At 64.5% G+C, this 16,117-nt stretch carries 15 protein-coding genes; 7 read left to right on the top strand and 8 right to left on the bottom strand.

Translation table 11 applies throughout. The features are described 5' to 3' along the window. Positions 1-6 precede the first annotated feature (6 nt). The 3 genes from rsmB to OKC44_RS18080 all read left to right on the top strand — a co-directional run bounded on the left by rsmB (position 7) and on the right by OKC44_RS18080 (position 4,362). Complete coding sequence (gene rsmB / locus OKC44_RS18090) at positions 7-1,299, top strand: 16S rRNA (cytosine(967)-C(5))-methyltransferase RsmB (RefSeq protein WP_011704264.1); 1,293 nt, start codon at positions 7-9, stop codon at positions 1,297-1,299. Positions 1,300-1,446: 147 nt separating this feature from the next. Further along, positions 1,447-2,823 (top strand): Trk system potassium transporter TrkA, encoded by a 1,377-nt coding sequence (gene trkA, locus OKC44_RS18085; protein WP_011704263.1) that lies wholly within the window; start codon positions 1,447-1,449, stop codon positions 2,821-2,823. Between the two features lie 96 nt (positions 2,824-2,919). After that, on the top strand, positions 2,920-4,362 hold the full coding sequence (locus OKC44_RS18080) for a TrkH family potassium uptake protein (RefSeq protein ID WP_011704262.1): 1,443 nt from the start codon (positions 2,920-2,922) through the stop codon (positions 4,360-4,362). 105 nt (positions 4,363-4,467) lie between these two features. Here OKC44_RS18080 and rmuC read toward each other — a convergent pair whose 3' ends face one another. Beyond that, the gene (rmuC, locus tag OKC44_RS18075) at positions 4,468-5,808 is read right to left on the bottom strand and encodes a DNA recombination protein RmuC (protein WP_270814452.1); all 1,341 of its coding nucleotides are present in this window, start codon (positions 5,806-5,808) and stop codon (positions 4,468-4,470) included. After that, positions 5,805-6,020 (bottom strand): hypothetical protein, encoded by a 216-nt coding sequence (locus OKC44_RS18070; RefSeq protein ID WP_016349071.1) that lies wholly within the window; start codon positions 6,018-6,020, stop codon positions 5,805-5,807. The genes rmuC and OKC44_RS18070 overlap by 4 nt, the downstream gene beginning before the upstream one ends. A 138-nt stretch (positions 6,021-6,158) precedes the next feature. Between OKC44_RS18070 and OKC44_RS18065 the strand changes: the two genes are divergently transcribed. Further along, a complete protein-coding gene (locus OKC44_RS18065; RefSeq protein WP_011704259.1) occupies positions 6,159-6,671 on the top strand; it encodes a ferredoxin-type protein NapF in 513 nt (170 codons plus the stop codon). Positions 6,672-6,729: 58 nt separating this feature from the next. Here the strand turns inward: OKC44_RS18065 and OKC44_RS18060 are convergent, their stop codons facing one another. The 6 genes from OKC44_RS18060 to OKC44_RS18035 all read right to left on the bottom strand — a co-directional run bounded on the left by OKC44_RS18060 (position 6,730) and on the right by OKC44_RS18035 (position 13,319). After that, complete coding sequence (locus tag OKC44_RS18060) at positions 6,730-7,182, bottom strand: Rrf2 family transcriptional regulator (RefSeq protein ID WP_011704258.1); 453 nt, start codon at positions 7,180-7,182, stop codon at positions 6,730-6,732. Between the two features lie 299 nt (positions 7,183-7,481). Further along, the gene (locus OKC44_RS18055; RefSeq protein WP_011704257.1) at positions 7,482-8,321 is read right to left on the bottom strand and encodes a PfkB family carbohydrate kinase; all 840 of its coding nucleotides are present in this window, start codon (positions 8,319-8,321) and stop codon (positions 7,482-7,484) included. Positions 8,322-8,440: 119 nt separating this feature from the next. Next, positions 8,441-9,556, bottom strand: coding sequence for an alanine dehydrogenase (gene ald, locus OKC44_RS18050; protein WP_270814450.1), 1,116 nt, complete (start codon positions 9,554-9,556; stop codon positions 8,441-8,443). Continuing rightward, entirely contained in the window at positions 9,553-10,308 is a 756-nt protein-coding gene (locus tag OKC44_RS18045; RefSeq protein WP_011704255.1) for a glutamine amidotransferase-related protein, read from the bottom strand. The genes ald and OKC44_RS18045 overlap by 4 nt, the downstream gene beginning before the upstream one ends. Positions 10,309-10,392: 84 nt before the next feature. Next, complete coding sequence (locus OKC44_RS18040; RefSeq protein ID WP_270814448.1) at positions 10,393-11,889, bottom strand: CoA-acylating methylmalonate-semialdehyde dehydrogenase; 1,497 nt, start codon at positions 11,887-11,889, stop codon at positions 10,393-10,395. A gap of 98 nt (positions 11,890-11,987) precedes the next feature. Then, entirely contained in the window at positions 11,988-13,319 is a 1,332-nt protein-coding gene (locus tag OKC44_RS18035) for an aspartate aminotransferase family protein (protein ID WP_024944654.1), read from the bottom strand. Between the two features lie 185 nt (positions 13,320-13,504). On the opposite strand from OKC44_RS18035, the gene OKC44_RS18030 reads away from it, so the two are divergent. From OKC44_RS18030 to OKC44_RS18020, 3 genes are all read left to right on the top strand, one after another. Beyond that, a complete protein-coding gene (locus OKC44_RS18030; RefSeq protein ID WP_011704252.1) occupies positions 13,505-14,047 on the top strand; it encodes a cupin domain-containing protein in 543 nt (180 codons plus the stop codon). A 261-nt stretch (positions 14,048-14,308) separates the two neighbouring features. Beyond that, positions 14,309-15,805: an aldehyde dehydrogenase gene (locus tag OKC44_RS18025; RefSeq protein WP_016349065.1), complete on the top strand. Its 1,497-nt coding sequence runs from the start codon at positions 14,309-14,311 to the stop codon at positions 15,803-15,805. Positions 15,806-15,930: 125 nt separating this feature from the next. Beyond that, positions 15,931-16,104 (top strand): hypothetical protein, encoded by a 174-nt coding sequence (locus tag OKC44_RS18020; protein WP_016349064.1) that lies wholly within the window; start codon positions 15,931-15,933, stop codon positions 16,102-16,104. Positions 16,105-16,117 lie beyond the last annotated feature (13 nt).

Here is a 16,117-nt window from a genome sequence, read left to right as displayed (position 1 = left end):
AACACTATGAAAACACGCGCACAGGCTGCTCTCGTCATTCAACAGGTGCTGGATCAGGGCCAGTCCCTCTCCGCCGTCCTGCCTGCTGCCCAGGAGAAGGTTGCGCCCCGCGATCGCGCCCTCCTGCAAGAACTCTGCTACGGCACCCTGCGCTGGCTGCCCCGTCTCGATGCGGCGGTCGGCGAGATGATGGACAAGCCGCTCAAGAACAAGAGCCGCATCTTCCACTACCTGATCCTGGTCGGTCTCTATCAGCTCATCTACACCCGCATTCCGGCTCACGCCGCGGTGGCCGAGACCGTCAACGCCGTCAAGCTGCTCAAGGGCACCTCCTTGCGCGGCCTCATCAACGGTGTGCTGCGCAACTTCCAGCGCAGCGCCGAAGTCATTCTGCTGCGCATCGACCGTGTCCCCAGCATTCGTCTCGGCCACCCGGAGTGGCTCACCAAGCGGCTGCGCCAGGCCTATCCGGATGAGTGGGAATTCATCATGGAGGCCAACAACCAGCGCCCGCCCATGTGGATCCGCAACAACAGCCAGCGCCAGAGCCGCGAGCAGATGCTGGTCCGCATGGCCGAGGCCGGCATCAATGCGATGGCCGGTGAAGAGGGCGAGGATTGCATCCTGCTGGAACGTCCCTGCGACGTGACCAAGCTGCCCGGCTTCGAGGCCGGCGACTGTTCGGTACAGGATGGCGCAGCACAACAGGCCGCCGCGCTGCTCGACCCGCAGCCGGGCGAGTGGGTGCTGGATGCCTGCGCCGCCCCCGGTGGCAAGACCGCCCATCTGCTGGAGCGCCAGCCCGCGCTGGCCGGCGTGGTGGCGGTCGATGCCGACGACAATCGCCTCAAGCGGGTGCAGGAGAACCTGGATCGCATCGGCCTCACCGCCAAGGTGATCCACGGCGATGCCAGCACCCCGGATCTGTGGTGGCCAGAGGGTCAGTTCGACCGCATCCTGCTGGATGCCCCCTGCTCCGCCACCGGCGTCATCCGTCGCCACCCCGACATCAAGTGGCTGCGTCGGGATCAGGACATCCGCGAGCTGGCCGAGCTGCAACACCGCATCCTCGGCGCCCTCTGGTCGAAACTGAAAAGCGGCGGTACTCTGCTGTATGCCACCTGCTCCGTGCTGCCGGAAGAGAACCGCGACCAGATCCGCGCCTTCCTCGCGGCCACCCCGGATGCCACCCTGGTGCCGCTGCATGCGCAGGACACCCCGGAGTGCCCGGGTCGCCAGTTCCTGCCGGGCGAGGCCGAGATGGACGGCTTCTACTATGCCAAGCTGATCAAGCGGTAAGCAGGGCCATCATCACGACGGGTGCCGCTTGCGGCACCCATTACTGCCCAACATCGAGCGCGATTTCCCTATGAGATTCATCCTGTTGATGACCGTCCCCACGCACCCTGGCCGCCGTTGCAACGACGACGCTCATGAGGCCATCCTATGAAGATCATCATTCTGGGCGCCGGTCAGGTCGGCGGCACCCTGGCCGAGAACCTGGCCGGCGAGAACAACGACATCACCATAGTCGACACCGACAGCGACCGGCTGCGCGAGCTGCAGGACAAGTTCGATCTGCGGGTGGTGAACGGCCACGGCGCCCATCCCAAGGTGCTGCGTGAAGCGGGTGCCCAGGATGCCGACATGCTGGTCGCGGTCACCAACAGCGACGAGACCAACATGGTCGCCTGCCAGGTGGCCTACTCCCTGTTCAACACTCCCAACAAGGTGGCGCGGATCCGTTCGCCGGCCTATCTGGTGGAGCGTGACCGGCTGTTCCTGCCCGAATCCGTGCCGGTGGATCACCTGATCGCCCCCGAGCAGCTGGTGACCGACTACGTGCGCCGGCTGATCGAGTACCCGGGCGCCCTGCAGGTGGTGGACTTCGCCGGCGGCAAGGTGGGTCTGGTGGCGGTCAAGGCCTACTACGGCGGCCCGCTGGTGGGCAACGCCCTCTCCACACTGCGCGATCACATGCCCAACATCGAGACCCGGGTGGCGGCGATCTTTCGTCAGGGCCGCTCCATCCGTCCGCAGGGCACCACCATCATCGAGGCCGATGACGAGGTGTTCTTCGTGGCGGCGGCGGGCCATATCCGCGCCGTGATGTCGGAGCTGCAGCGGCTCGAGAGCCCCTACCGGCGCATCATGATCGTCGGCGGCGGCAACATCGGTGCCGGCCTCGCCCGCCAGCTGGAGAAGCGCTACAGCGTCAAGCTTATCGAGCGCAACCAGAAGCGGGCGGAGCAGCTCTCCGAGGTGCTGGAAAACACCATCGTCTTCTGCGGCGACGCGGCGGATCAGGAGCTGCTGGCGGAGGAGCACATCGACCAGATCGACGTCTTCATCGCGGTGACCAACGAGGACGAGGCCAACATCATGTCGGCCCTGCTCGCCAAGAAGATGGGCGCCAAGAAGACCATGGTGCTGATCCAGCGCAGCGCCTACGTGGATCTGGTGCAGGGCGGTTCCATCGACATCGCCATCTCGCCGCAGCAGGCCACCATCTCGGCCCTGCTGACCCACGTTCGCCGGGCCGACATTGCCAACGTCTACAGCCTGCGCCGCGGGGCGGCCGAGGCCATCGAGGCGATCGCCCACGGTGACGAGAACACCTCCAAGGTGGTCGGCAAGACGGTGGGTGAGCTCAAGCTGCCGCCCGGCACCACCATAGGCGCCATCGTGCGCGGTGACGAGGTGCTGATCGCCCACGACCGGACCCAGATCCAGCAGGATGACCACGTGGTGATGTTCCTGGTGGACAAGAAGTACATTCCGGAAGTGGAACGTCTGTTCCAGCCAAGTCCCTTCTTCCTGTAATCTGCCCATGCACCCAGGCAGCACAACCCAGACCCGGCACAGCCTCTACCAGGGATTGTCCGGGTCTTTTGTCAATCAACGACCAGGTTATCTTGCATGATCAAGCTGCGTCCCATCATCTTCACCCTCGGGCTGGTGCTCTCCAAGCTGGCCCTGTTCATGTGGCTGCCCACCCTGCTGGCCCTGCTGACCGGCTCCGAGGGGTTCGTCGAGTTTCTCAAGTCGGTGCTGATCACCCACGGCGCGGCCCTGCTCTGCCTGCATTACGGCCGCAAGGCGGTGTTCCACCTCGGCGTGCGGGAGATGTTCCTGCTCACCACCTCGGTCTGGGTGGTGGCCTGCATCTTCGGCGCCCTGCCCTTCTTCTTCATCAACCACATCGACTTCACCGACGCCTACTTCGAGACCATGTCGGGGGTCACCACCACCGGCTCCACGGTGCTGTCGGGGCTCGACGGCATGGCCCACAGCATACTGCTGTGGCGCTCCATCCTGCAGTGGCTGGGCGGGGTGGGCTTTATCGTGATGGCGGTGGCGGTGCTGCCCTACCTCAACGTGGGCGGCATGAAGCTGTTCCAGACCGAGAGCTCGGATTGGTCCGACAAGAGTGCGCCACGCGCCAAGACGGTGGCCAACAACATAGTGCTGGTCTATCTGGTGCTCTCCATGCTCTGCTTCCTGGCCTACTGGGTGAGCGGCATGACCCTGTTCGAGGCGGTCAACCACTCGATGACCACCCTCAGCACCGGCGGCTACTCCACCTCCGATCAATCCATGTCCCACTTCTCCAACTCGGCGCACTGGATCGGTACCGTCTTCATGTTCCTCGGCGGCCTGCCCTTCCTGCTCTACGTGCAGAGCCTGAGCCGGCGTGACAACAGCCTGCTCAAGGATGCCCAGGTACAGGGTTTCTTCTGGCTGGTGGTCTGGGTCACCGTGGTGGTCACCTTCTATCTGTGGCTAAGGGACATCTACGGCTTCATGGATGCTCTGCGCATCAGCTGCTTCAACATCGTCTCCGTGCTCACCACCACCGGCTTCGGGCTCGGTGACTTCGGCACCTGGGGCCCGCTCACCAGCATCATCTTCATCATCCTGCTGGCCCTCGGCGCCTGCTCCGGCTCCACCGCCGGCGGCCTCAAGATCTTCCGGGTACAGGTGGCGTTCGCCCTGTTCAAGAAGCAGATGCGCCAGCTGATGCACCCCTCCGGCGTCTTCCCGCAGAAGTACAACGGCCGCCCGGTCAACGACGCCATCATCCGCTCGATGATCTCGTTCGTATTGGCCTACTTCGCCGTCATCCTGCTGATCGCCGCCCTGCTCGCCGCCATCGGGCTGGATCCCCTGACCGCCATCTCGGGCTCCATCACCGCCGTGGCCAACGTGGGTCCGGGCATGGGACCGATCATCGGCCCCAGCACCAACTTCGCCACCCTGCCCGACTCGGCCAAGTGGATCCTGTCGTTCGGCATGCTGCTGGGACGGCTCGAGATCCTGACCGTGGCGGTGCTCTTCTTCCCCTCCTTCTGGAAGCAGTAGCCGGCAAGCGCGCGAGATCGAATGGCGAAGGGTATCAAGACGAAGAAATGCAGAAGGGCAGCCACTGGCTGCCCTTCTTGCTGCTTGAGCGAATGAGGCCCCGCTTCACTCGGCCGGGTCTTCCCGCTCCAGCGCCCGGTTGACCAGCGGCTCGGGCAGGGTCTTGGTCACCTCCACCCCCAGCTCGCGAAAGCGTTCCACCTGGGCGATCAGGTTGCCGCGCCCGTTGACCAGCCGCCCCATCGCCTTGTCGTAGCTATCCTGCGCCCGGTGCAGGCTGCCACCCAGCTGCTGCATCTCCTCCACGAACAGCCGCAGCTTCTCGTAGAGGCGGCCGGCCCGCTCGGCGATCTGGCGGGCATTCTGGTTCTGCCGCTCGTAACGCCACAGGTTCTCTATGGTGCGCAGCGCCACCATCAGGTTGGTGGGGCTCACCAGCAGAATGTTGTTGTCGAGCCCGAATCGCACCAGCGAGGAATCGGCCTCCACCGCAGTGAGGAAGGCGGGCTCCACCGCCACGAACATCAGCACGTAATCGAGGGTGCGCACCCCGGGCAGCTGCTGGTAATCCTTGCGGCCCAGCTCGCGGATATGGTTGCGCACCGAGGCGACGTGCTCTTTCAGCGCCACCGCCTTCTCCAGCTCGTCATCGCTGTTGTACCAGCGCTCGTAGGCGGTCAGCGACACCTTGGCGTCGATGATGATGTCCTTGTCCTGCGGCAGGTGGACGATGACGTCAGGCTGGTAGCGCTTGCCCTTGTCCACCTCGATGTTGACCTGGGTATGGTACTCGTGGCCTTCGCGCAGGCCACATTCGCTGAGGATCCGCGCCAGCACCACCTCGCCCCAGTTGCCCTGCTGCTTGCTGTCACCCTTGAGGGCGCGGGTCAGCGCCGCCGCCTCCTCGGTCATGCGGGCGTTGAGCTCGGCCAGGCGCTCCAGCTCGAACTTGAGACTGTGACGCTGGGCCGTCTCCTGGGCGTGGGTCTCCCCCACCTGGCGGCGAAAGCCCTCAAGCTGCTCTTTCAGCGGCGTCAGCAGCAGATCCAGGCTGTTCTGGTTCAGTTCGCGGAAGTTGCCCGAGTTTTGCTCGAAGATCCGGTTGGCGAGGTTCTCAAACTGCTGGCTGAGGCGCTGTTCCACCTCCTGTTGCAGTTGCAGCTTCTCGGCGGCGGCCACCCGCTCGCTGCGCAGGGTGGCCTCGGCATCCTTGAGACGGGCAGTGAGCTTGATCAGCAGGGTCTGTTGCTGCTCCAGCTTCTGCTGGCCCTGCAGCCGTTCCTCCTGCAGTTCGTCACAGCGATCCTGCAGCACCTGCTGGCGCTCCTCGCTCAGCAGCACCTGCTGGGCCAGCTGGGCCGCACCACGCCGGCCCGCCAGCCAGCCAAGGCCAACCGCCAGCACGGCGGCAGCCAGCAGCAGGGTCCAGAGCCCGGGCTCGATCATTTGCGGCTCCGCTGACGCAAAAAGAGTTCGAGATAGCGGTTGAGCAGCAGCCAGAGCAGCACGTAGAGCAGATAGGCGGCCAGCACCACCCACTTGTGACTGTTAACGCCGGTGTCGAGCTCGACGAATTCGATCCCCTTGATGCGGCAGTAGCCCCACATCAGCAAGGGGAAGACATAGAGCAGAGAAGCACGCCACAGAAATAACCACATGAGTTCATTCAATCCTGCAAAAAGACCCGCCTAGCTTACACAAGGGCAACCCGGCTTGCGATCCTGGCCGGCGCTATTCTCTGGCTTGCGAAGGGAAACTTGGATAAAATTAACCCCTAATAGGTATCAGGGGTGAGCATGACTCATTTTTTCTGTCGCTGGCTGACGCAAGCATTGGGGGGCTCTCGCAAACCGGAGGTGGTTTGTCACGAAGCGCGTCCCCCCTGGGCCATCGAAGAGTCCCAGTTCCTCTCCCTCTGCTCCCGCTGCGGTGAATGCTTCAAGGCCTGTCCCAACGGCCTGCTCAAACCGGCCAACCAGCCCGAATATGACGACACCCCCATCGCCGGCACGCCCGTGCTGGATCTCGCCTGCGGCCAGTGCAGCTATTGTGGCAGCTGCGCCAGGGCCTGTCCGACCGGCGCCCTCGATCTGCAGCTGGGTCGCCAGGTGCAGACCCGGGTACGGATCGAGGCCAGCTGCCAGGCCCGGCAGGGCTTCTACTGCCTGCTGTGTGAAGATGCCTGCCCCCAGCAGGCGATCAAGGCCACCGCCGACGGCGTCAGCATCAACATGGCGGCCTGCGACGGCTGCGGCGCCTGCGGTCTCGCCTGCCTGCACGGCGCCATCACCCTGATCCCCCAGCTCTGAGCCCAAACCCCGGACATGACAAAGGGGCCCGTGGGCCCCTTTGTCATGCTTGCCTGGCTTATGCCATGGCCAGAATGGAATCCTGTTCGATGCCGAGCAGGTGGCAGAGCCGGGTCGGATCGCGCACCGCATCGGCCAAGGTGTACTCCCCCAGTACCTCGAGGAAGGCGTTCATGGCGCGGCGCAGAATACCCTGAATACGGCAGCCACCGGAGAGGCGGCAGTTCTCGCGCTTGCAGTCCACCGGGCAGAGCACGTGCTCCATGTCCATCACCACGTCGCGCAGGTTGATGGAGACGGCGGAGCGGCCGAGGCGGATGCCGCCATGCTTGCCACGCACCGTCTCTATGTACCCCTTGATACCGAGCTGATGCACTATCTTGACCACGTGGTTGCGGGAGATGGCAAAGGTATCGGCCACCTCGGTGATGGTCGACAGGCGATCTCCCGGCTGGACCGCCAGAAAAGTCAGGGTACGCAGGGCATAGTCGGTAAATCGTGTCAGTTGCATGGTCGCACTTGCCTCTTACTACAAGTCAGAAATCAGGACGACAACCTAAAGCTAAGAGGCGGGGAAGCGCTTGCGCCCGCGCAAGGTCCGCATCTTAATCTGAGTCGTGGAATGACAAGGTTAAGAGCAGCTCAGGCGGGTGTCGATGAAGATGCACATAAATCGACACTTTCTTTGATTGATCGCAAACTTGCAGGGTTAGTCCAAGGTTTTGGGGGGTTATGGCGGTTAAATTTGCCGGTTTTCCCCTCCGCCTCGGCCCGGGCAAGGCGACCTCATCGGCAACGGTTCATGGCGGCTCAGTGCGGTTGCCTGAGCCAGTTTTTCAGGGCGCTGGAGGGGATGGAACTCTCGGAAGCGACCGCGAAGGCGCCCCAGTCCACCGCGCACTGCAGTGCATCCCGGATCGCCATGCCTCGCGCCAGCCCGTGGATCAGGCCGCCAGCGAAGGCATCCCCCGCCCCCGTGGTGTCCACCACCGACACCGGCCGCGCCGCCACCCGGATCTGCTCCTCGCCATGAATGGCCACCGCCCCCGCCTTGCCTTCGGTCAGCACCAGCCAGGCCAGCTGCTCGCCGGCGATCTGGCGGGCATGCTGCCAGGGATCGTCCACCTCGCCGAGGTCGGAGCGGGAGGCCACCAGCACGTGGCAGGGGCGACGCGCCTGGCCGCCCTTGGGATACTGGGCCACCACGAAGCTCTTGCCGAGCATCTGGCGCATGTAGCCGATGATGGCGGTGCCCGGGTAGTTCACGTAGAGGCAGTCCACCCCCTCGCTCGGCAGATCCCCCGGCAGATCCGGGCGCCGTGGTCGCCTCAGGATGGTGCGCTCGCCGGTGGAGTCCACCAGGATCAGCAGCTCGCCGGTCTCACCGCCGAAGCGCTCAACATGGCTGCAATCCAGACCGTAGCCCGCCGCCTGCTCCAGCAGCCAGTCGCCGGTTTCGTCCAGCCCGATGCGCGAGGCGATGGTCACCTCGTGGCCGGCCCACACCAGCCCGATGCCGGTGTTGGCGGCGCCGCCGCCGAGCCGGCGGCCCTGATCCAGGTATTGCAGGCGGGCACCGGCCACCAGGGGTTCGGAGAGGGAGAGCACGTGATCACAGTTGAGATTGGCGAGCAGCAGAATGCGGGACATGAAAAGACCTCACTGACAGGGGAGCCCAGTATATGAGAAAGGGCCGTGACGGCCCTCCCTGAAATCGCGGGGTTTGTGAGCCCGCTCGACGTTTGCCGAGCGAGCGCGCGACGGCTGCGTCAGCCCAGTACCGACTCGGCGCTGACGTACTCGTAGCCGAGCGCCTGCGCCACCGCCGCCTGGGTGATCTTGCCCTTGAACACGTTCAGACCGGCTCGCAGGTGGCGATCGTCCTGCAGCGCCCGGGCATAGCCCTTGTCGGCCAGCGCCAGCACGAACGGCAGGGTGGCATTGGTCAGCGCGAAGGTGGAGGTGCGCGCCACCCCGCCCGGCATGTTGGCCACGCAGTAGTGGATGATGCCGTCCATCACGTAGGTGGGCTCCTCGTGGGTGGTTGGGTGGGAGGTCTCGAAACAGCCGCCCTGATCGATGGCCACATCCACCAGCACCGAGCCCTTGCGCATCAGCTTGAGCATGTCGCGGGTCAGCAGCTTGGGCGCCGCCGCCCCCGGGATCAGCACGGCGCCGATCACCAGATCGGCCTGGGCGATGCACGCCTCTATGTTGGTACGGGTGGAGTAGAGGGTCTTGAGGGCCGGGCCGTACAGGCTGTCCAGCTCCCGCAGTCGCGGCAGGGAGCGATCCAGGATGGTGACGTCGGCCCCCAGTCCCAGCGCCATGCGCGCCGAGTTGACGCCGACCACGCCGCCACCCAGCACCACCACCTTGGCAGGCGCCACCGCGGGTACCCCGCCCAGCAGGGTGCCGTTGCCCCCCTGCGCCTTCTCCAGGCTGTGGGCGCCGGCCTGGATCGCCATCCGCCCCGCCACCTCGGACATGGGTGCCAGCAGCGGCAAGCCGCCGCGCTCGTCGGTCACCGTCTCGTAGGCGATGGCCACCGCCCCCGAGTGCACCAGCAGCTGGGTCTGCACCGGATCCGGCGCCAGGTGCAGGTAGGTGAACAGCAGCTGACCCGGCCTGAGCAGTTCGCACTCCTCCGGCTGGGGCTCCTTCACCTTCACTATCATCTCGGCCCGGGCGAAAATCTCCGCCGCGCTGGCCACCAGTTCGGCACCGGCTGCCTGGTACTCGGCGTCGGACAGCCCGATCGCCTCGCCTCCCTGCTGCTGCACCAGCACCTTGTGTCCCCGGGCCGTCAGCTCCTGCACTCCGGCGGGAGTCATGCCGACCCGGTATTCATGGTTTTTGATTTCCTTGGGTACGCCAATAATCATGCTCGCTCTCCTGCTGTGATCCCGCCGGCAGCCGTGTCGGCGCCGGGCAGGATGCCCAAAAATTGCAACAACCACTGCATCATGGTGGCCGAATCTACCTCCCCCTCCAGCGAGGAGAGGCTGCGCTGGTAACGATCGTCCGGCAGCAGATCCCGCCGCCGCTCGATCAGCGCCCGGTTGTACTCCACCGAGAATTCCGGATGTCCCTGGATGGCCACTATGTGGTCACCCTGCAAAAACATGAAATTGGGACAAAAATCATTGCCCGCCAACCTGGTGGCCCCCGGCGGCAGCTGCTCCACCTGATCCTGGTGGCTGGCCAGGATCCGGATGGTCTCGAGCCCCGGCTCCATCCAGGGTTGCCGCGCCAGCATGGGATGGACCGATACCCCCAGCCCCCAGCCCTTGGTGGACTTCATCACCTCACCCCCCAGCGCCTGGGCGATCACCTGGTGGCCGAAGCAGACCCCGGCCAGCTTGACGTCGGCATCGTGGGCGCGCCGGATCCAGTCGCGCAGCGCCCTGATCCAGGGGATGTCGCTGTAGGCATCGTGGCGCGAGCCGGTGATGAGCCAGGCATCGCACTCGTGCAGATCGGCCGGCAGCTCGCCATCGAGCGCCGACCAGACCCGAAACTCTAGCCCGGGGGCCAGCGCCCGGAAGCCCTTGATAAACATCTCGGAGTAAACGGGGCCGAAATCCCCCACCAAGTCGGGGTCCAGCCGGTCACAATCGAGAATTCCCAGTCGCATCTGTTACTCCTTCACAGTGATAGCGGCGAACGAAGGTGGATTCCTGCCACCGGGCCATGTCCGGGCTAGCTGCTGCATGGTTGATTACTTCATGGTCGGCATGGAGAACTCCGCGCCCGCCCGCAGGCTCTGGGGCCAGCGGGCAGTCACCGTCTTCATCCGGGTATAGAAGCGCACCCCATCCGGTCCGTGCATGTTGAGCGGCCCGAAGATGGACCGCTTCCAGCCGCCAAAGCTGTGAAACGCCATGGGCACCGGGATGGGAACGTTCACCCCTACCATACCGACCTGCACGCGGGCGGTGAAGTCCCGCGCGGTGTCACCGTCACAGGTGAAGATGGCGGTGCCGTTGCCGTACTCGTGTTCGTTGATGAGCCTGAGCGCCGTCTCGTAGTCCGGCGCCCGCACGATGGCCAGCACCGGGCCGAAGATCTCCTCCCGGTAGATGCGCATCTCTGGGCCGACCCGGTCGAACAGGCTGCCGCCGATGAAGTAACCCTCGCCGTGGCTCAGGCCCCGACCGTCCACCACCAGCTCGGCCCCCTCGGCCACCCCCTGATCCACATAGCCGCACACCTTGGCCAGGTGCTCGCGGCTGATGAGCGGCCCCATCTCGTTCTCCGGGCTCTGGCCCAGCCCCGGGCCCACCCGCAGCGCCGCCACCAGCGGCGACAGCCTGGCCACCAGCGCATCGGCCGTCTCATCCCCCACCACCACGGCCACCGAAATGGCCATGCAGCGCTCGCCGGCCGCACCATAGGCCGCCCCCATCAGGGCGGAGACCGCCAGCTCGAGATCCGCATCCGGCATCACCAGCATGTGGTTCTTGGCACCGCCCAGCGCCTGCACCCGCTTGCCGTGGGCCGAGGCGGTGGCATAGATGTACTGGGCGATGGGGGTGGAGCCGACGAACGACACGGCACCGACCCGCGGGTCGGTCAGCAGCACGTCCACCACCTCCTTGTCGCCGTTGACCACGTTGAGCACCCCGTCCGGCAGGCCCGCCTGCTTGAGCAGCTCGGCCATGCGCAGGGAGAGGGAGGGATCCTTCTCGGAGGGCTTGAGGATGAAGGTGTTGCCGCAGGCGATGGCCACCGGGAACATCCACAGCGGCACCATGGCCGGAAAGTTGAACGGAGTGATGCCGGCACAGACCCCCACCGGCTGCATCATGGAGTGGCTGTCGACCCCGCGGCCCACGTTGAGGGAGTGCTCCCCCTTGAGCAGATGGGGGATGCCGCAGGCAAACTCCACCACCTCGAGACCGCGGGTCAGCTCGCCCTGAGCGTCGGAAAACACCTTGCCGTGCTCGCGACTGATCAGCCGCGCCAGATCGTCTCTGTGCTGCTCCATCAGCTCCTTGAAGCGAAACAGCACCCGGGCCCGTACCAGCGGCGGGGTCTGCGCCCAGTCGGCCAGGGCGCGCTCGGCGCTGGCGATGGCATCCTGGCACTCGGCGGCGGTGCTGAGCACCACCTGGCCCTGCTGCTGGCCGGTGGCCGGATTGAAGATGGCCCCGAAGCGCTCGCTGCGGCTCTCGGTCATCTCGCCGTCGATGAAGTTGCTGACCCTGTATGTCATAAATCCTCCGTGATGGGTAATGCGTGCCTGCCCGCGCCGCCCCGGGGAGCAGGCACGGGCAAGTGGCGCCGCGACGGGCGCCATCAACCGGTTAAAAGTCAGTCCTGGGCCTGCAGGGCGTCCTGCAGCAGGGTGAAGAGATCGTCGATCTGGCTGCGCTCGATGATGAGGGGCGGCGACAGGGCGATGATGTCGCCGGTGACGCGGATAAGCAGACCCTTCTCGAAGCAGCGCACGAACACCTCGTAGGCGCGCTTGCCCGGCGCATCCGGCATGGATTCGAGCTCGATGCCCGCCACCAGCCCGTAGTTGCGCACATCCTTCACGTGTTTGCAGCCCTTGAGCGAATGGGCCGCCTCCTCCCAGTAGCCCGCCAGATCGGCGGCGCGGCTCAGCAGGTTCTCGTTGCGATAGATCTCGAGGGTCGCGAGGCCCGCGGCGGCGGCCACCGGATGGCCGGAGTAGGTGTAGCCGTGGAACAGCTCGATGGCCCCCTTGCCGGCCGCCATCATGTCGTCATAGATGGCGTTGCTCACCAGCACGGCCCCCATGGGGATGGCGCCATTCGTCAGCCCCTTGGCACAGGTGATCATGTCGGGAATGACGTCGAACTCCTGGGCGGCGAAGGGAGCACCGAGGCGGCCGAAACCGGTGATCACCTCGTCGAAGATCAGCAGGATGCCGTGTTTGGTACAGATCTCCCGCAACCGCTTGAGGTAGCCTTTGGGGGGCATCAGCACGCCGGTACTGCCGGCGATGGGCTCGACGATCACCGCCGCTATGTTGCTGGCATCGTGCAGGAAGACGATCTTCTCCAGCTCGTCGGCCAGCGCCACATCCTCCTCGGGCAGCCCCTTGGTGAAGGCATTCTTGGCGATGTTGAGGGTGTGGGGCAGGTGATCCACCCCGCCCAGCAGGGAGCCGAACCACTTGCGATTGCCGGGAATGCCCCCCACCGAGATGCCGCCGAAGCCGACCCCGTGGTAACCACGTTCACGACCGATCAGTCGGGTACGGGTGCCCTGGCCGCGCGCCCGCTGCCAGGCCAGCGCGATCTTGAGCGCGGTATCCACCGACTCAGACCCAGAGTTGGTATAGAAGACGTGGCCGAGCCCCTTGGGGGCGATCTCCACCAGCCGGTTGGCCAGCTCGAACGGCAAGGGGTGCCCCATCTGGAACGTCGGGGCAAAATCGAGGTGGGAAATCTGCTGGGAAACCGCCTCGGCAATCTCGCGCCGACCATGACCCGCGTTGCAACACCAGAGCCCGGCAGTGCCATCCAGTATCTTGCGGCCATCCTCTGAGTGATAATACATCCCCTCTGCCGACTTCAGGATGCGCGGCGCCGCCTTGAACTGCTGGTTGGCGGTGAACGGCATCCAGAAAGCGGACATGTCGGAGGGGGTATTGATGTCGCTGATCGGTTTCATGGTCACCTCATCCTTAAGGTGTTTAGTAACTATCGGCCAATGCCTATTAAATTAAACACCTGAAATCTTAAAAAAGGGCTCAAACTTGCCCCACATGGTATCACCCGGCTAGCTGCTCTGAGCGGGGTGGTATAAGATATTTAACACAAATTTAATAATAGTAAACAGTCAAGGAGTGTCTATCGATGGATATCGGTCACCGCCTCAAGGCGGTTCGCACCAAGGCGGCCCTCTCCCAGCGCGAGCTGGCGAAACGCTCCGGTGTGACCAACGGCTTTATCTCCCAGATCGAGAAAAATCAGGTGAGCCCCTCGGTCGCTTCTCTGCGCAAGGTGCTGGAAGGCATTCCCATGTCGCTGGCCACCTTCTTCACCGATGAGACGGAGATGGACTCCGAGGTGATCTTCCGCGCCGCCGACATGCCGGACCTCGGCACCCACCCCATCAGCTACCGCCTGGTGGGCCACAGCCGCGCCAACCGTGCCATCGGCATGATGCAGGAGATACTGCCACCGGGCGCCGACACGGGTGACGACATGCTGAGCCACGAAGGCGAAGAGTGCGGTATCGTCATCCAGGGTCAGGTGGAGGTCACCGTCGGCGAGCAGGTCTACCTGCTGACGCCGGGAGACGGCTACTACTTCGACAGCCGCACCCCGCACCGTTTCCGCAATGTGGATGAGCACGAATGCGTGCTGATCTCGGCCAACACCCCCGCCAGCTTCTAAGCCATGAGAGGGGAGATCCCGCCCCTCGGCGGACCCGGCACAGCGACCAGCCCCTTCGCGCTGGCCTCCGCTTCAGCAGGCGCCGACGGCCCGCGCTTGCGGTGCGGTCTGCCCCGCCGGATAGCCTCGCCGGGACGGATTCAGAATGAGGCCAAATCGGCAAAGTGTTTAACGAATTGTTACAAGATGGATTTACAAGCGGCAGGATGTTTAGCATATTGATACGCGGAAACTGACTTTTTGCCGGTTCAAGGAGTGAACATGAGTGACCTGACCCTGGCCCAGTGGCAACACAAGGCCTCCCACCTGACCCTGCCCTCGCAAGCCTTCATCGACGGCAGCTACCGGGACGCCATCAACGGCGCCACCTTCGACTGCATCAACCCGGCCAACGGCAAGCTGCTGACCAAGGTCGCCGCCTGCGACGCCGCCGATGCCGAACTGGCGGTGCAGGCTGCCCGCGCCGCCTTCGACGACAAACGCTGGAGCGGTCTGCCGCCCAAGCAGCGCAAGCAGATCCTGCAGCGCTTCGCCGAACTGATGCGGCTCAACAAGGTGGAGCTGGCGCTGCTGGAGTCGCTCGACATGGGTAAGCCCATCGGCGACGCCATGGGCTATGACGCCCCCGCCGCCGCCAACTGCATCGCCTGGAACGCCGAAGCCATCGACAAGATTTACGATCAGGTCGCCCCGGTCGAGGAGTCCGCCCTGGCGCTGGTGACCCGCGAACCGCTCGGGGTGGTCGCCGCCATCGTCCCGTGGAACTTCCCGCTGGTGATGGCCTGCTGGAAGCTGGGGCCGGCGCTCGCTACCGGCAACTCGGTGATCCTCAAACCCTCCGAGAAATCCCCGCTCACCGCCCTGCGCATCGCGGGTCTGGCCAAGGAGGCCGGCATCCCCGACGGCGTGTTCAACGTGCTGCCGGGCTTTGGCCACACGGTCGGTGAGGCGCTGGCCATGCACATGGACGTGGACTGCATCACCTTCACCGGCTCCACCAAGATCGGCAAGCATCTGGTGCAGTGCTCCGGCAAGTCCAACCTCAAGCGCGCCTTTATGGAGTGTGGCGGCAAAAGCCCCAACATCATACTGGCGGACGCGCCTGACCTGGACGCCGCCGCCAAAAGCGCCGCTGGCGCCATCTTCTACAATCAGGGCGAGGTGTGTACCGCCGCCTCCCGGCTGCTGGTGCAAAACAGCATCAAGCCGCAGTTCATGGACCGGCTGCTGGCCCATGCCCGCGAATGGATCTCGGCCAACCCGCTCGACCCTGCCACCCGCATCGGCGCCATGGTGGACCACATCCAGATGGAGCAGGTGCTCAACTACATCGCCATCGGCCAGCAGGAGGGCGCCAAGCTGCTGCTGGGGGGCAAGCGCACCAATACCGAGAGCGGCGGCTTCTACATCGAGCCCACCATCTTCGACGAGGTGACCCCCGAGATGCGCATCTTCCGCGAGGAGATCTTCGGCCCGGTGCTAGCGGTGACCGGCTTCGACACGCTGGAAGAGGCCATTGCGCTCGGCAACGACACCGACTATGGCCTGGCCGCCGCGATCTGGACGGCGGATCTCAACAAGGCGGTGAAAGGCTCCCGCGCCCTGCGTGCCGGCACCGTGTTCGTCAACAACTGGGATGGCGGCGACATGACCATGCCGTTCGGCGGCTTCAAGCAGTCCGGCAACGGTCGCGACAAGTCACTGCATGCGCTGGAGAAGTACACCGAGCTGAAAAGCACCTGGATCCAGCTCGAATAGCATCAGAAATGACGCTTATCTGCGAATTGGGGGGAGAAATCCCCCTTTTTCATTTTTGCCCTTTCATCGCCGGCCTCAATCGATATAATCATCAAATAGACAAGCCCTTAAATATAAAGATAAAAATGTTATTTTTTCTGGGAAGTGTACTGTTTCTGGTGATAGGACTGCCGCTGCTGTTCTATATGCTGGGACACGGCGAAGCCTACGTGACCTGGGGTCCGTGGATCTCCGCCATCGCGCTCATGCTGTGGCTGCTGCTGGATGTGGACAAGATCCGCCGTGGCGGTGGCCGCTGAGCCGGGCAGTACG

Origin of the sequence: Aeromonas sp. S41-2 (assembly GCF_027705845.1) — a bacterium.
In the GTDB taxonomy this organism is placed as follows: domain Bacteria; phylum Pseudomonadota; class Gammaproteobacteria; order Enterobacterales; family Aeromonadaceae; genus Aeromonas; species Aeromonas hydrophila.
The sequence above is the reverse complement of the archived record's forward strand: the minus strand, read 5'-3'. Positions and strand labels throughout refer to the sequence as shown.